At 47.1% G+C, this 13,897-nt stretch carries 13 protein-coding genes; 4 read left to right on the forward strand and 9 right to left on the reverse strand.

The genetic code is table 11. The features are described 5' to 3' along the window. Positions 1-211: 211 nt before the first annotated feature. Together GLV97_RS07100 and GLV97_RS07105 are read right to left on the reverse strand one after the other, a co-directional pair. On the reverse strand, positions 212-1,831 hold the full coding sequence (locus tag GLV97_RS07100) for an FAD-dependent monooxygenase (RefSeq protein WP_160889389.1): 1,620 nt from the start codon (positions 1,829-1,831) through the stop codon (positions 212-214). A 347-nt stretch (positions 1,832-2,178) separates the two neighbouring features. Further along, a complete protein-coding gene (locus GLV97_RS07105; protein WP_160839421.1) occupies positions 2,179-4,083 on the reverse strand; it encodes an LTA synthase family protein in 1,905 nt (634 codons plus the stop codon). Between the two features lie 995 nt (positions 4,084-5,078). Between GLV97_RS07105 and GLV97_RS20135 the strand changes: the two genes are divergently transcribed. Next, positions 5,079-5,210: a hypothetical protein gene (locus tag GLV97_RS20135; RefSeq protein WP_272917330.1), complete on the forward strand. Its 132-nt coding sequence runs from the start codon at positions 5,079-5,081 to the stop codon at positions 5,208-5,210. Between the two features lie 81 nt (positions 5,211-5,291). Here GLV97_RS20135 and GLV97_RS07110 read toward each other — a convergent pair whose 3' ends face one another. Continuing rightward, positions 5,292-5,942: an SDR family oxidoreductase gene (locus GLV97_RS07110; RefSeq protein WP_160841264.1), complete on the reverse strand. Its 651-nt coding sequence runs from the start codon at positions 5,940-5,942 to the stop codon at positions 5,292-5,294. Positions 5,943-6,197: 255 nt separating this feature from the next. Between GLV97_RS07110 and GLV97_RS07115 the strand changes: the two genes are divergently transcribed. From GLV97_RS07115 to GLV97_RS07125, 3 genes are all read left to right on the forward strand, one after another. Then, positions 6,198-6,443, forward strand: a complete 246-nt coding sequence (locus tag GLV97_RS07115; RefSeq protein ID WP_160839425.1) for a hypothetical protein — start codon at positions 6,198-6,200, stop codon at positions 6,441-6,443. A 182-nt stretch (positions 6,444-6,625) separates the two neighbouring features. Further along, entirely contained in the window at positions 6,626-6,823 is a 198-nt protein-coding gene (locus tag GLV97_RS07120; RefSeq protein ID WP_160839427.1) for a hypothetical protein, read from the forward strand. Between the two features lie 282 nt (positions 6,824-7,105). Beyond that, a complete protein-coding gene (locus tag GLV97_RS07125; protein WP_160889390.1) occupies positions 7,106-7,303 on the forward strand; it encodes a hypothetical protein in 198 nt (65 codons plus the stop codon). 1 nt (position 7,304) lies between these two features. On the opposite strand, the gene GLV97_RS07130 is transcribed toward GLV97_RS07125, so the two are convergent. From GLV97_RS07130 to iolG, 6 genes are all read right to left on the reverse strand, one after another. Next, positions 7,305-7,811 carry a DUF1456 family protein gene (locus tag GLV97_RS07130; protein WP_160839431.1) on the reverse strand — a complete coding sequence of 169 codons (507 nt, stop codon included), beginning with the start codon at positions 7,809-7,811 and terminating at the stop codon, positions 7,305-7,307. A 90-nt stretch (positions 7,812-7,901) separates the two neighbouring features. Then, positions 7,902-8,291 (reverse strand): YbaN family protein, encoded by a 390-nt coding sequence (locus GLV97_RS07135; protein WP_160839433.1) that lies wholly within the window; start codon positions 8,289-8,291, stop codon positions 7,902-7,904. A 178-nt stretch (positions 8,292-8,469) separates the two neighbouring features. Further along, positions 8,470-9,429 (reverse strand): ATP-dependent 6-phosphofructokinase, encoded by a 960-nt coding sequence (locus GLV97_RS07140; protein WP_160889419.1) that lies wholly within the window; start codon positions 9,427-9,429, stop codon positions 8,470-8,472. 291 nt (positions 9,430-9,720) lie between these two features. Next, a complete protein-coding gene (locus GLV97_RS07145) occupies positions 9,721-11,874 on the reverse strand; it encodes a type IA DNA topoisomerase (RefSeq protein WP_160889391.1) in 2,154 nt (717 codons plus the stop codon). A gap of 142 nt (positions 11,875-12,016) precedes the next feature. After that, positions 12,017-12,859, reverse strand: coding sequence for a class II fructose-bisphosphate aldolase (locus tag GLV97_RS07150; protein ID WP_160839437.1), 843 nt, complete (start codon positions 12,857-12,859; stop codon positions 12,017-12,019). Continuing rightward, on the reverse strand, positions 12,852-13,877 hold the full coding sequence (gene iolG / locus GLV97_RS07155; RefSeq protein ID WP_160889392.1) for an inositol 2-dehydrogenase: 1,026 nt from the start codon (positions 13,875-13,877) through the stop codon (positions 12,852-12,854). The genes GLV97_RS07150 and iolG overlap by 8 nt, the downstream gene beginning before the upstream one ends. Positions 13,878-13,897 lie beyond the last annotated feature (20 nt).

Below are 13,897 nucleotides of genomic sequence, written 5' to 3' on the forward strand. Positions count from 1 at the left end.
AATGGGAGTACATGAGTACACGTTAGTTTTATCTACGAGAAGAAATTATATAGGAATGTTCGTGAAGTGAAAAGGGAGACACCTTCATGAAAGCCTCACCAAACCGCACAGCAGAGCATGAATATAAATTTTTCAGGCACAGGAAAACGCGGGGGGCTACAAGCGAAAACCTGCTCCGTAATTGGAGCAGGTTTCCAGAGATTCAGGGGTTTTATTGAAACAGCTGGTGAAGCTTACGAAGGGTTTTTTCTTCATCCAGCGACGTATCATGAAAGGCGACATGACCATCCGGACGGATCATAAGAGCACTTCCTTTTTTCATTCCCAGCTTCCGTTCCATGTGGCGGTGAACGTCATAGATAATCGGCAGGTCATCGCCATCGGTATGGACGGTCCCTCCTTTAGCCACAAGGAAGATCTTCAGCAAGCCGGGGTACTGTTCATTCACTTTCCCGGCAAAAGTGTAGGCGTAATCAATGACATCCGGGTGCTGGGCATCGATATAAATCAGACAGACAAAGCCGTATTCACAGATAAACGGATACAGCCGTTCATCCTTCGCCCCGTCAAAAAACAAGAGATGGTCCGGGACACGCCGGCCGGCTTGAAGAGCCTTACGGGAGAGTGAAGAATCCTTCAACTCCTTGTTGCGCTTCACCTTTTCATATTCGTTATAAATGTTGGATAAATGGTTGGCAATCTTCTGCTGCACCCAGTCCTGAGTCAGCGCTGCCTTTCCAGCCCAGTTGCGGACTTTCCCCTGCGTCCCCTCCAGATTCACCACTTTCAACATGCGCGACGTTTCTTTCAAGACATCCTCCCCAATGGGAAAACGTTCATCCTGATAACTGTCCAGGAATGAATCTTGGGCAAAACCTTTCAATACAGAAGCCAGCTTCCAGCCCAGGTTGGAAGCGTCCTGAAGCCCGAGATTCATCCCCTGTCCTCCGAACGGGTTATGAATATGGGCGGCATCTCCAACAAAAAACACCCGCTTCTCCCGATAATCAGGAACCTGACGATGAGCGGTACCGAAATAGGAAAGCCATGTCGGATTTTCAAGACGGTAGGAATATTTCAGAACCGTATTGACGCTCTCCTGCAGTTCTTCCATTGTCAGCTCATCCTTGTGGGGAAGACCCTGCTTGGCACGGTCAAACCCTACCACCCGGTAGCTGCCGTCTTTGTAAGGAAAGAAAGCGACAGCCCCGCGGTCATTCAAGTGCATATGAATAAAAATCTCTTCAAGCCCGGGAACATCGACATCACCGAGGAAAAAGGTGTACCCTTCATCTTCTCCTTCAAAATCGATGTGAAGGGCATCCCGCACCTTACTATGGGCACCGTCCGCAGCAATTAAGTAGTCCGCTTTATATTCCTTTACTTCACCGTTATACGACGCCTTGACATACACACCGCCCGCATCCTGTTGGACATCCATCACATCATGCCCGCGATCGACCGTGCCTCCGAGCGAGGCGAGATGGTCTTCAAGAATTTGCTCGGTTTCACTTTGAGGAAGGATCAAGAGGTAAGGGTAGCGGCTTTCAATATGATACAGTTCCACGACGGAGGCGTTCTCTCCTCCAAGGTGAAGCTTCGCTCCGGGGCCGGGGTATCCTTTTTCGAGAAATTCCTTGTGCACGCCCAGAAGCTCAAACATTTCCATCGTCCGTGCCTGGATTCCGAGCGCCTTGGAGAGATCCGATGGTGCTTCCCGTTTCTCCAGACAGACGAAATCAACGTCCCGCTTTTTCAATTCATTGGCCGCCATCAACCCCGTAGGCCCGGCTCCAATGATCAACACTTCTGTTTCAATCATGGAAGACATGAATCTGTGCTCCTTCCTTTTATCTAAGATATCGTCTTTGTGAAATGAGTCCTACTGTACGATACCCGTCTGGAGCTGCTTCAAGCGTCATGATGCATATTAAACAAACGTATGTCCCCTGTATTTTTCATCCAGTGAAAGGATTGATCATTGGTGTTCGTGATGACGTTCATCGGTAAGGCCCTCCAAAAGCTCAACATTCTTCGTAACATCCAAAAACTATTTACAAAAAAGAGAGTATTTCTCTGCTTGGAAAATCCCCTCTTATAGAATCATCAAAAAAGGCTGCCGAGAAGTTCCTCGACAGCCTGAAGAGCCTGTGCAAGCAGACTCTTCTTTCTCTATTTTTATTTGTCAGTCGTCTCTTTTTCTTCAATCATCTCTGTTTCATCAAGGTAGCGGAGCAGGTCTCCGTATACGACGGAGTCGGACAAGGCAAGCTCTTCTTCTGCTTGTTCAAATCCTTCTCCACAAGCTGCGTCTTCCACCTCTTCGCCGGTTTCCCGGTCATAGCAGGTGCCGTTGACGCCGACATACTCTTCGTTGGCAAAGTTCCCGTCACGCGTCACCATCAGTTCCTGACGGTCCTCATTGAACAGGTCCTGACCGAACTGGATCGGATTATTATCTTCCACACCAAGCATGTTCATAAGGGTCGGACGAAGGTCGATCTGTCCGCCGACCGTGTCATATTCCTTGCCTTCAATGCCTTCTCCAATCATTAGAAGCGGCACTCGCTGAAGCTGGAACTGCTCGTAGTCGTTAATATCTTTATCAAGATATTCACCCATGGCCTGCTGGTGGTTTTCAGAAATCCCGAAGTGGTCTCCGTAGATGACAAGAACGGTATCGTCATACAGATCAGACTGCTTGAATTCTTCCACGAACTGCTTCAAGGCCTCATCCTGATAACGGATCGTCTGGAAGTAATTATTCAGTGTCTGGCTGGACGTTTCCCCTTTTTCAATCAGCTGCTTGTCCTCTGGAAGAGTGAATGGATGGTGGTTGGTGAGCGTAATCATCTTGTTGTAGAAAGGCTCCTCCATCTGTTCCATCTTCTCTAAGGAATCCTCGAAGAAGTACTCGTCCATATATCCCCAGCTGTGGGATTTTTCTTCGGTCACATCAAAGTCTTTTTTCGAATAGAAACGGTCGTATCCAAGAGAATCGTACATAACATTCCGGTTCCAGAAGGTCGCGTCATTCGCGTGCATCACGGAAGATGTGTACCCTTCCTTATCCAGCACTTCCGGTGTGGCCTCATACTCATTTCCTGCGTGGGTAAAGAAGGCCGCCCCGCGGTTCAATCCATACAGGGAATTATCGAGCAGAAACTCAGAATCGGACGTTCGTCCCTGCTTCACCTGGTGATAGAAGTTGCTGAAGTAGGCCCCTTCTTCCTTCAAATCATTGAAATACGGGGTCAGCTCTTCTCCGTTCAAAGTGTTGTCCACGACAAACGTCTGGGTACTCTCAAGGGAAAGAAGGATGACGTTCTTCCCTTCCGCTGCCCCCTTCATTTCTTCGCCGGCACCGGATTTCGTTTCATTCAAATAGTTAAGCACAGGGACAAGTTCGTTGCTGTCAGCGAACGTTTTCTTCGCTTCCGTCTGCCCCTGCAGGACGATGTCATAAGCGTGGAAATTCAGAACACCGATATATTTCACAAGCATATTGCGGTCAAATGCCCGCTGCAGCAGCTCTGTACGCTCCGTCTGCGCCCAGCCGATGTTCACGATGAACAGCGGAACAGCCAATGCCGCAAGAATGAAACCTTCCTTACGCTTCGGCTGGAATGACGTCAGACGTTTTCCGTTCAAGTAGAACAGAAGGAACACCGCTGCAAAAATATCAACAAACAAGAATAGATCTGTCCATGACAGGATATCCGTAATACTTCCTCCCAGCCCGGCAAGGTTTGCCGCCTGCCCAAGCATAGGGATCGTCAGGAAATCCGAATATTCTCTGTAAAACAAAATATTAAAATACAATAAAAGCGACCCGACAATATACATCGCCAGCATACCTTTACGGCCGGCAAGCAGAATCCCTACACCAAATAAGAGAAATATACTGCTGAGTGGATTGAAGGCCAGAATCAGCGCTTCATTGAAGTTTTCAATATCAAGATTGAAAATGCCGCTCTGGACGATATACATCTTCAGCCAGAAAACAGCCATAACAGCCGTATAAATCAAAACTTTCTTCTTATTGGCGGGGTCTTTCAATTTAGCTTTCCATTTAGAAATCATGAAATAACCTCCGTTGTGATAAACAAAATCATTTATTTCCGACAGCGTAATCGCTGCATCATGGCTGCCGTTTTTTCTACGACAAAACTGATCATAACATATTTTAAAGAAAAACCCCTTGTTTTAAATAATCTGTTATGTTCTTTTAATTCTGTAATCCCCTCGTAATCAAAGAAGCAGCAGCACAGAAAACATAACAAATCAGCCTGCTGAATCAGCAGGCTCAGGCTGCCGAGAAAGTATCGACAGCCTTTCTTTCTAATTTCTTTTATTCTTCACCTTGTTCATTTGTCAGCCTATAATAACCATCTGTATAGGAGGAATTTTTTGGTTTCAGTCAAGAAAAGAACGACAAAACGAAATGGACATCGTAACTATAGAAGAGCTTGTCCCCGGAAATCACTTACTCTTGGCATCCGAACGTGAGTTAGAACGGCAGATTCAAACAAATGCTGCTTATCGAGAACGGCTTGGGCTGCACTATAGCCCCTCGCGTGGAAAAGAAAAAGGGAAAGCACAGCCGCTGATGACGGCTGCCTGTCGGAATATGAAAAAGACGGCCCTCCATCCAGCAAGGGTGAGCTGGGTAAAGGAAGGGCTTTTCGATTTTAAAGAATTCCCAAGGAGCGGTGCCCCTTTCACTCCTGCGGAAGAACGAGTGGGCCGAGATCGCCGAGCGTGGGTTTTGCGAGGAAGCTCGGGCGCTCGTCCGCGGAAAGGGAAGGGGCTTACGCTCCTGGCGGTAAAGAAGAAAAAAAGCTTGTAAATAAACAGGGGGTTCTCTACAAGCCTTTCCCTTACCTCTTACAAATCCGTCTCAAGTATAGGCACCGAGCCGGTATCTGTACACGACCTTTACGAGAGGTTCTTGTTCAAAACCTCATGTTGGGGTACAGCATATCCTTCCTGCGCTCTTATAAAAAAGAAATACCGTATGTTGCACAGAAGATATCCTCTTCTTTCCATTCATCATTTACTGTCACGAGCAGCGTTTGGTGGTGACGCCTGCGGGAACAGCACGAGCCGAAGATCCACTTGGTCAGGTGAATTTCCTGTCCAAGTTAGCTGAGGCCGTGCCCGCGGCAAGCATCCACCATGAAGCGGAAAGTGGCCGGCTGCACGAATAACGGAGGACTGCGCTGACATACATATATTTTTTCTACAGACGAACAGCCTGCTGAATCAGCAGGCTGTCCCGGTTTGAAAGCTTAGAGTTTGTTCACAGCATCCTTGATGGATGTGGATCCACCAACAACTTGAAACTCTTTCCCAATCGTTGATTCATTTTCAAGTACAGCAAGCAGGACACCAGCGACATCCTCACGGGAAATTTCACCGCGCTCGACGGTTTCCGCTGCCTGCACCTGACCTGTTCCATCTTCGTTTGTCAGGATGCCCGGGTGGACAATCGTATAATTCAAGTTCGTACGACGCAGCCAGTCGTCCGCATAATGCTTCGCAACGACGTACGGAGCGAAGGACGCCGGCGCTCCTTGAATCGCTTCACGTGTCGTATCAAAGGAACTGACCATCACATAACGGTTGACTCCCTTTTGTTTGGCCGCTTCAATGGTTTTCACAGCTCCGTCAAGATCGATCATTACGGTTTTATCCGGCCCTGTATTCGGTCCTGATCCTGCTGTAAAGACAACCGCATCCACATCATCGAAGGCTTCTGCCATTTTTTCTGTGTTATCTTCAAGGTCGACAAGCACCGTCTCTGCTCCAAGGTCCTTGAAATAGGAAGCCTGCTCCTCTTTACGAATCATAGCTACCGCTTCTATATCATGATGACTTTGTATTTTCTGTACGAGATGTTTTCCTACCTGACCGTTTGCTCCTACAACAAGTACTTTCATGGAAAACCATTCCTTTCATCGATAAGTATCTCTCTCTTTATGTATCCCCTTTTCATGAAAAAGAAACGTAGGAACCTTCCCCCATAAGAAAACGACCCAGCACCTTCACTGTTCATATAGGGACTCATATGGAATTTCCACCATCGTCACCTGCTGAAAATCAAATGATAAAAGCCACCGCACAGCTCCCTTGCATAAAGGCAGCAGTCAGGGGCAACCCTTAAGACAAGACCGATCATTATGGAGGTGCCTCACATGTTCTTACGATTTATCCAGACAGCGGCCGTGGGATCTGTCGTTTTCATCGCCGGATCCGCCGTCTTTCCAGTCATTAAACGAACCCTGCGTCCGATCATGAGGGAAGTTTCCCATGACATGAAGTTTCTGCTCGTCAGCTCAGGCGAGCGTATGCAGGATATGGTCGATGAAGTTAAATATGAACGGATGAAAAAAGCCATGGATAAGATGGACACGATTGAATGCGAGGTGTATGAAGATTGACCAAAGAATCGAAAGCCTGCAGCCTGGATATTTCAGATTAACAGAAAGCAGGGAAGCGAACGTCAACCTGATGAGCCGGGTTCCCTTTAAACGATTTCAGGCTGTTGATAAGACAGGTTTTACCAAGAGGCCCGAAGGGAACTTCCCTTTAAAAAGACCTACATAAGGAGGGGTTCTTTCCTATGGTCGTTTCTGGAAAAATTCATTATAAACATCACCATATCGATTTCGAAGTGAAGATGGAACATGAGGATATTGAAGAAGGTGTCATAAAGTCGGAGGATGGTAAACGAACACTGATCCATGCCATCAATCGTAAATTCCGGGTGAAGTACCCGCTCACAAGCACCATCGATCCCGTCCACGTGTCTTCCATATAAAAAAATCGTCCGGTTTGATCCGAGGCCACTGAAAAATTGAGGATTTTTTAACTTTATCCTTTCTATTCCTTCATTAGTTTCACGATTCGTTTCACATTCGCTGTAAAAATGGCCATGGCACCTTGAAGGCGCATGCCTTCGAGACCGAAGATGAGGCAGCCCCATATACATGTCTTCATGTATTCTTTAGATTGTAAAAGAAAAAAGAGTGATGTTCTTCTATAAATCACAGAACATCACTCTTTTTAGATGGGACACAGTTGATTTCACGATGAGCGTTCGATGGTGACGCCTGCGGGAACAGCACGAGCCGAAGATCCACTTGGTCAAATGATCTTCTTGACCAAGTTAGCTGAGGCCGTGCCCGCGGCAAGCATCCATCGACAAGCGATTCGTGAGAATCAACAATCACCTTTAACCACTTCTCTTGATAGAAAGAAGTTTTTTCAGTGGCCTCGTTTGATCCGGACGATTTTTTAATTCAAGTACGATACTTAATGGCCAGACCTTTTAGGAAGTTCCGGGCAAACTTATCCAGGCAGGGCTTATAGTTTTTGTGCCCCTCTTTCCTTAGGATCGCACCGAGTTCGCCTTTGCTGATCGTCACACCCGCTTCATCAAGGATGTCGATCACATCTTCATTTTTCAGCTGAAGGGCGATTTTCACCTTTTTCATCATGACGTTATTCACACTGGAGCGGTTTTTGATGGAACGGTCCGGCTTCACGGTTTCACCGTCTTTCGTTTTTTGAGGGCCGCGTTTATAAATGATCAAACCATTCAGGAAAGATTCCAGCATGCTGTTTGTACATTTAATGTAATCCATACCGTCCACAGCTTCCTCATCATCTTCCTCTACTTTTGTCAGCACCAGTTTGACTTCTTCCACCGTCAGGTCTTCGCCACCGAGCTCGAAGATTTCCGTCATTTCGCTGTCCCTTATATCAAGGGCATAACGCAGACGGATCAATATATCGTTATTATCCATATGATAACCTCCTGTATGTTTGCACGCGTTTTTCACACCAGTCCTCATCCTACCACGTTTCCAACCATTCTATAAGGCGGAATAGAAAATTCAGGATTGATCCTCTTCCGGCCTGTACGTTTTTGTCAGATAGATCACTACTGTAAAAAAGCACCCGCCAAAAATGAACCCTGCCTTCATGAGCAGGTTGGGAGCAATATAAAAGGCGGAAAACAGAAAGGAAAACCAAATCATGATCAGGATGGAGATTTTCGCTTTCATAGGGAGGCCCCGTCCGGATTTATAATTTTGTATATAACTGCCAAACCATTTGTTGGTCATCAGCCAGTTGTACAGACGATCAGAGCTCCGCACATAACAGGCCGCTGTTAATAGTAGAAACGGAGTCGTCGGGATTAACGGCAGGACGATCCCAAGAATACCCAGCCCAAGCGATAGACTTCCGACAATGATCAGCAGGATCTTCACAACTTGTTTCATCATTAACTCCTTAAAAAGTAAATTTCGAACCAGTTTCAGCAACTGAATATGAGTCCGGATGGTTCTATTGTATCCCTACTTCCCCTTACGTTTCCATCATTTCAAATTTCACAGCGTTCGTTCAAGAGGACCGGTCTTCACAAAAAAAGCTCCCATCTCTAAGATGGAAGCTTCATGACTATATTGATAAACGGGAGGATAAGTTGTACACGTATTCATCCACCTGCACCGCCTGTTCATGAACAGCATGATAGGAAAAGGCCTCAGGCTGATTGTCTTTCAGAGTGACGACTACACCCGATTTTTCATTCATCAGCTGTTCGACCGCATAGGCACCAAGACGGCTGGCAAGGATTCGATCCGCCGCTGTCGGGGCACCTCCGCGCTGGGTATGTCCGAGAACAGTGACACGGGATTCGATTCCCGCCTCCTGCTTCAGCCGCTCATTAAGATCAATTCCACTCACACTGCCTTCTGCAACAACGACAATGCTGTAACGCTTGCTCCGGGACGGCCCCTGCTTAATCTGCTCGACGATGGAATCCAGATCCTCTTTCTTCTCAGGAATCAGAATGTTTTCTGCCCCGCCGGCCAGGCCGGACCACAAGGCAAGGTTTCCGGTATCCCGTCCCATGACTTCGATAATCGATGATTTTTCATGAGAGGAAGCGGTGTCCCGGATCCGATCAATATAATCCATCACCGTATTCAGAGCTGTATCAAAACCGATGACTTCGGAAACACCTGGGATATCTGAATCGATCGTGGCCGGAATGGCAGCGGTCGGTACCCCTGATTCCTCCAGGACAGCCGCTGCCTGCACCGCTTCTTTCCCTCCGATGACGATAAGGGAATCGATTCCATGATCCTTGATCGTCTGCAGGGCGCTTTCTTTTCCTTCGTCTGTGAAAACAGCATCCGAAGGAGAGGACTGGAGAATCGTTCCGCCCCGCTGCATGATCGATCCGACAGATGCGGCATCCATCTTCTCGATTTTTCCATCTATAAGGCCCTGGAAGCCGTATTGGATTCCAAGCATATCTACACCGTAATAAATACCGGAACGGACAACAGCCCGGATGGCTGCATTCATTCCCGGAGCATCTGCTCCACTTGTTAATACACCGAATCTTTTCATCATGACCACTCACTTTCCACTATGAATCCGTATTCCGGCATACAGAGCCGGTCTCCGCTGTTTTTCTTCCTACCGTTTCCTGATCCATTTTCTTAACTATCACCACATCATGAAATCCCTACTCATTATTCTCCTGTTTATTTTACAAAAATTCAACAAATACACTCCATCTCAACGGTTCACCTAAATCATGACCACAGCCATTGAAACTAAAACCTATGCAGGAGAGATACAACGGGGGATTGAGTTTCTACACGAATATAAAAAGGAGTCCTCAGACGGAACTCCTTTTTATGTGGTCTGCTTATTTCTGCTCTCAAAGTCAAACTTGATACTGAAGTTCTCATCCAGTTTCAAGGCTGTGCTGAACGGCTTTTTTCCCTTAAATCCTTTGAGGACCTTCGTTTTCTTCTTCTCACAAAGCGTCTTTATCATATTTCTTGTCAGAGTCTTGCCGGCAAGCTTCTTCGGAAAAGTCACCTTACAGCCTTCCTTGTAATTGGAACAGCCATAAAACTTATACCGGTCCATAATTTCACCAGACTGACAGGATGGACATTTTGCAATCGGTTCTTTGCTGCTGCCCCGGGATGTCTTTTCCCCGGTACTGCGGACTTCCACCTTCTGCAGAGCCTCCGGGGTCTCCTGAATGAGTTTTTCTATAAATTGGCCGGTCTGCTTAAGAAACACCTGTCTGGAGCCTTCACCGCTGCCGATTTTCTTCAAATACGTCTCCCACTTAGCCGTAAGGGATGGACTCGACAACAGTGTGCCTTCGATGGCTTCACAGAGCATCTTGCCTTTTTCCGTTACATAGACGTTATTCTTCTTCACTTCAATATAATTCTGCGCTTTGATAGTCTCAATGATGCTTGAACGCGTCGCTTCAGTTCCCAGACCTTCGACTTCTTTAAGAATTTCAACGTCCCCTTCATCATCCATCAATTTTCCGCATGTCTTCATCATATTGATCAGCTGACCTTCAGTGTACGGCTTTGGAGGCTGTGTCATACTTTCTTTGATATGAAGCTCAGCCCCAACTTCTTCTCCTTGGTGGACTTCAGGGAGGAGGGGTTCCTTTTCCTTCGCTTTGGCCGGCTTCGGAAACAGCTCCTTCCACCCCTGGCTGACGTCCAGCTTTCCGGTCGTTTTAAACGGCAGTTCTTTTACGTGTGTGTAAAGGGTGGTTTCTTCATAAATGTAATCGGTATGGAACATGGCAAGCGTCGTTGCAAGCACCTCATTGTAAATGTTCTGCTCATCACGGCTCAGGCCGCTCAGTTTTTTCTCTGTCGGTACGGATTTCGTCGGTATGATCGCATAGTGCTCCTGTACCTTGCTGCTGTCCACGTACCGCTTTTTCGGCTTCTTGGAAACCGGAGTAAAAGAGACATTCAACGTCTTTTGATACCCTTCGAGATTTTTTACCAGGTAGGAAAATTCACTTTCTGTTATGAAATTACAGTCCGTACGTGGATAGGTGACGAGTTTTTTCTCATACAGCTTCTGCATCGTTTTCAATACATGGGATGGTGTATACTTCCAACGCCGGTTCGCGACACTCTGCAGCGTGGATAGCGAATGAAGCTTAGGTGATTTGATGTATTTCGTCTTTTTATCAACATTTTCCACAACACCAGACAGCGGTTCATTCTCCTTTAAACCGTACTCATCCATCAAGGCCTGAACCTTCGCCTTGTCCTTCTCCTTGATTTCAGCCAGCCCTTTATAAGAGCCTTTCTCCGCCTGGAACTGACCTTCAATCTGGTAAAAGGGTTCAGAGACAAAGCTTTCAATTTCCTTATGACGCTGGTAGATCAAATACACGGTCGGGGACTGGACGCGTCCTATCGACAAGTAGCTGCCAAAACCCTTTTTCTGCAGCAGCAGGGTAAACAATCGGCTGGCATTGATCCCGACCAGCCAGTCACTAATCTGCCGGGCTTTGGCTTCTTCGAACATTCGCAGATCCTTATCATTGGCCTGCAGGTTTTGAAATCCTTTGCGCACTTCGTCCCGCTCGAGGGAGTTGATCCAAAGTCTTTTGACAGGCTTGTTTTTCACACCCGTAAGGCGGAGGATGCTGTAGAAAATGTTGGAGCCTTCCCGGTCGACGTCCGCAGCATTGATGATGACATCAGCGCTTTGGAACAGTTTTTTGACGGCTTGGAACTGATCCCATTTCCCTTTGGACACTTTTTCAAGGTACCGGTCCGGAACGATCGGCAGCTGATCCAGCTTCCACTTTTTCCATTCGGGCTTATAATCGTGGGGCTCCTTCAGCTCAACTAAATGGCCGACCCCCCACGTAATGACCGCTCCATCCGGGAACGTATGGTCAGGTTTTAATTGTATATAGGTTTTCGTTTTATTTTGCACGGTAAAGGCCTCGGCATAGGCTTTTGCCTGCGAGGGTTTTTCAGCTAAGATGACCACCTTTTCCATGGTCTTCCACTCCCTTCAATAGACCACAAGAGTACTATGAGACAGGCTGGAAAGCAAGAGAAGATCGATGGATCATGTAAATAAAAAAAGGCTGTCGATAATTCTCTCGACAGCCTTCCCCTTTTAGAACACAATCTCTAAGTTATTTCACCTGGTGGTAAGCACCTGTCCGCCTGAGGACGGTGGCCACTGTTTCCTTCAGGGCTTCTTTTCCCGGTTTCAAGATTTCCATCGGGGCATAAAGATCTACATTGCCTTCCAATATTCGACGCGTCGCCTGTGACCAGGCAATGTTCAACTCCGTGTTGTAGTTAATTTTCGCATGGCCGTAGCTGATGGCCCTGCCCAGATCTTCATTACTGATACCCGAGGCTCCGTGAAGGACGAAAGGCACAGGGGTCGATTCACGAAGCGCGGCCATTTCCTCGAATCCAAGATTCGGCTCACCGTTGTACTTTCCGTGCACAGAACCGAGAGCCGGGGCAAGGCTGTCGACACCCGTTTCTTCTATTAATGTACGGCATTCATTCAAATCGGCGTACAATAGATCGCTGTAAATGCCATCTTCTGTACCTCCGACGCTGCCGACTTCCGCTTCAACCGTCACCCCATGCTTATGAGCGTAGGAGACCACCTTCTTCGTATTCTCCACATTTTCCTCAATGGAAAGTTTGGAGCCGTCATACATGACAGAATCATAGCCGGCATCGACGGCTTCCATGCAGCGCTCCACGGTCTGACCGTGATCGAGATGAAGAACAGCCGGAACCGTCAGGCCGATTTCTTCTTTCATAATCGAAAAGGATTCAGACAGCAGACGGAATCCTCCTATTTGATCGACGATTTTATCTGTCGTCCCCACAATGACCGGAGCCCGGCACGCTTCTGCAGTTTTTAAAATGGCCTCAAGCCAGATCCAGCCATTCATGTTGAACTGAGGAACGGCGTAATTGTTTTCTAAAGCGTCATCTAAAATGTTATACATAGGATCGCCCAATTTCATAATTGACTTGAACCGGTTTTCCCGTCTCATAGGATTCCTGCGCCGCCCGTGCAATCCGCTGCGCCATAATACCGTCCTCGAATTGAACGCCTGTCGGACGGTCTTGAAGAATACTTGCAATAAACTGTTCCGTTTCATGGATGAACGACTCATTATACCTTTCTAAAAAGAATGGCAGCGGCTTATCTGACTCCACCGTACCGGAGTGGTAATACTTCAAGTTTGTCGACGTCTGATTGTCGGCCACAAGGGCGCCGCCGTTTCCGAATATTTCAATTCGCTGATCATAACCGTATACCGCTTCCCGGCTGTTATCAATGACGCCTAAAGCTCCATTGGCAAAGGTCAAGGTGACAATGGCGGTGTCAATATCCCCTTTTTGACCGATGGCTGGGTCGACAAGGTTGCCGCCTTTGGCATACACCTCCACAACTTCTTCACCAACCAGGTGTCTCGCCATATCGAAGTCATGAATTGTCATATCCATAAAAAGTCCGCCGGAAGAAGTAATATAATCAAGGTGGGGTGGGTTCAGATCTCTAGAAGTAATCTTCAGAACATGTACATCTCCGATATCCCTGCGCTCGACCCGTGCTTTCAGCTCAGAAAAATTATTGTCAAACCGTCGATTGAACCCGACTTGAAAGTGAACGCCCGCCTTCCGGACTTCCTCGTAAGCTTCTAACGTTTCCTCGTCACTGAAGCTGACCGGCTTCTCACAAAAAATATGTTTATTGTGCTGAGCCGCCCGTTTAATTAAATCCGCATGAGTGCTTGTAGGCGAACAGATAAAGACCGCATCAATTTCCTGATCTTGAAAAATATCATCGTAATCCTTTGTCATTTCTTCCACTCCGCTCGTTTCAAACCAGTCCATCAGCTGGTCTGTGAAAAGGTCTGAGACTTTCTTCAAGCGGACATAAGGATTTTTCCTAAGATTATCAATGTGCAGCTTCCCGATACGTCCTGCACCGATGATACCAACCGTTACTTTTTTCATCGTGTACTCCCCTTCAATTA

The organism is Halobacillus litoralis, from assembly GCF_009856355.1.
GTDB classification, from domain to species: domain Bacteria; phylum Bacillota; class Bacilli; order Bacillales; family Halobacillaceae; genus Halobacillus; species Halobacillus litoralis_B.

Bases quoted from the DNA above. Each gene is read 5' to 3' on its own strand.
- GLV97_RS07100 (WP_160889389.1), bottom strand. From the start codon at position 1,831: ATGTCTTCCATGATTGAAACAGAAGTGTTGATCATTGGAGCCGGGCCT.
- GLV97_RS07135 (WP_160839433.1), bottom strand. From the start codon at position 8,291: ATGAAACAAGTTGTGAAGATCCTGCTGATCATTGTCGGAAGTCTATCG.
- GLV97_RS07120 (WP_160839427.1), top strand. From the start codon at position 6,626: ATGGTCGTTTCTGGAAAAATTCATTATAAACATCACCATATCGATTTC.
- GLV97_RS07110 (WP_160841264.1), bottom strand. From the start codon at position 5,942: ATGAAAGTACTTGTTGTAGGAGCAAACGGTCAGGTAGGAAAACATCTC.
- GLV97_RS07145 (WP_160889391.1), bottom strand. From the start codon at position 11,874: ATGGAAAAGGTGGTCATCTTAGCTGAAAAACCCTCGCAGGCAAAAGCC.
- GLV97_RS07115 (WP_160839425.1), top strand. From the start codon at position 6,198: ATGTTCTTACGATTTATCCAGACAGCGGCCGTGGGATCTGTCGTTTTC.
- GLV97_RS07150 (WP_160839437.1), bottom strand. From the start codon at position 12,859: ATGTATAACATTTTAGATGACGCTTTAGAAAACAATTACGCCGTTCCT.
- iolG (WP_160889392.1), bottom strand. From the start codon at position 13,877: ATGAAAAAAGTAACGGTTGGTATCATCGGTGCAGGACGTATCGGGAAG.
- GLV97_RS07105 (WP_160839421.1), bottom strand. From the start codon at position 4,083: ATGATTTCTAAATGGAAAGCTAAATTGAAAGACCCCGCCAATAAGAAG.
- GLV97_RS07130 (WP_160839431.1), bottom strand. From the start codon at position 7,811: ATGGATAATAACGATATATTGATCCGTCTGCGTTATGCCCTTGATATA.
- GLV97_RS07140 (WP_160889419.1), bottom strand. From the start codon at position 9,429: ATGAAAAGATTCGGTGTATTAACAAGTGGAGCAGATGCTCCGGGAATG.
- GLV97_RS07125 (WP_160889390.1), top strand. From the start codon at position 7,106: ATGGTGACGCCTGCGGGAACAGCACGAGCCGAAGATCCACTTGGTCAA.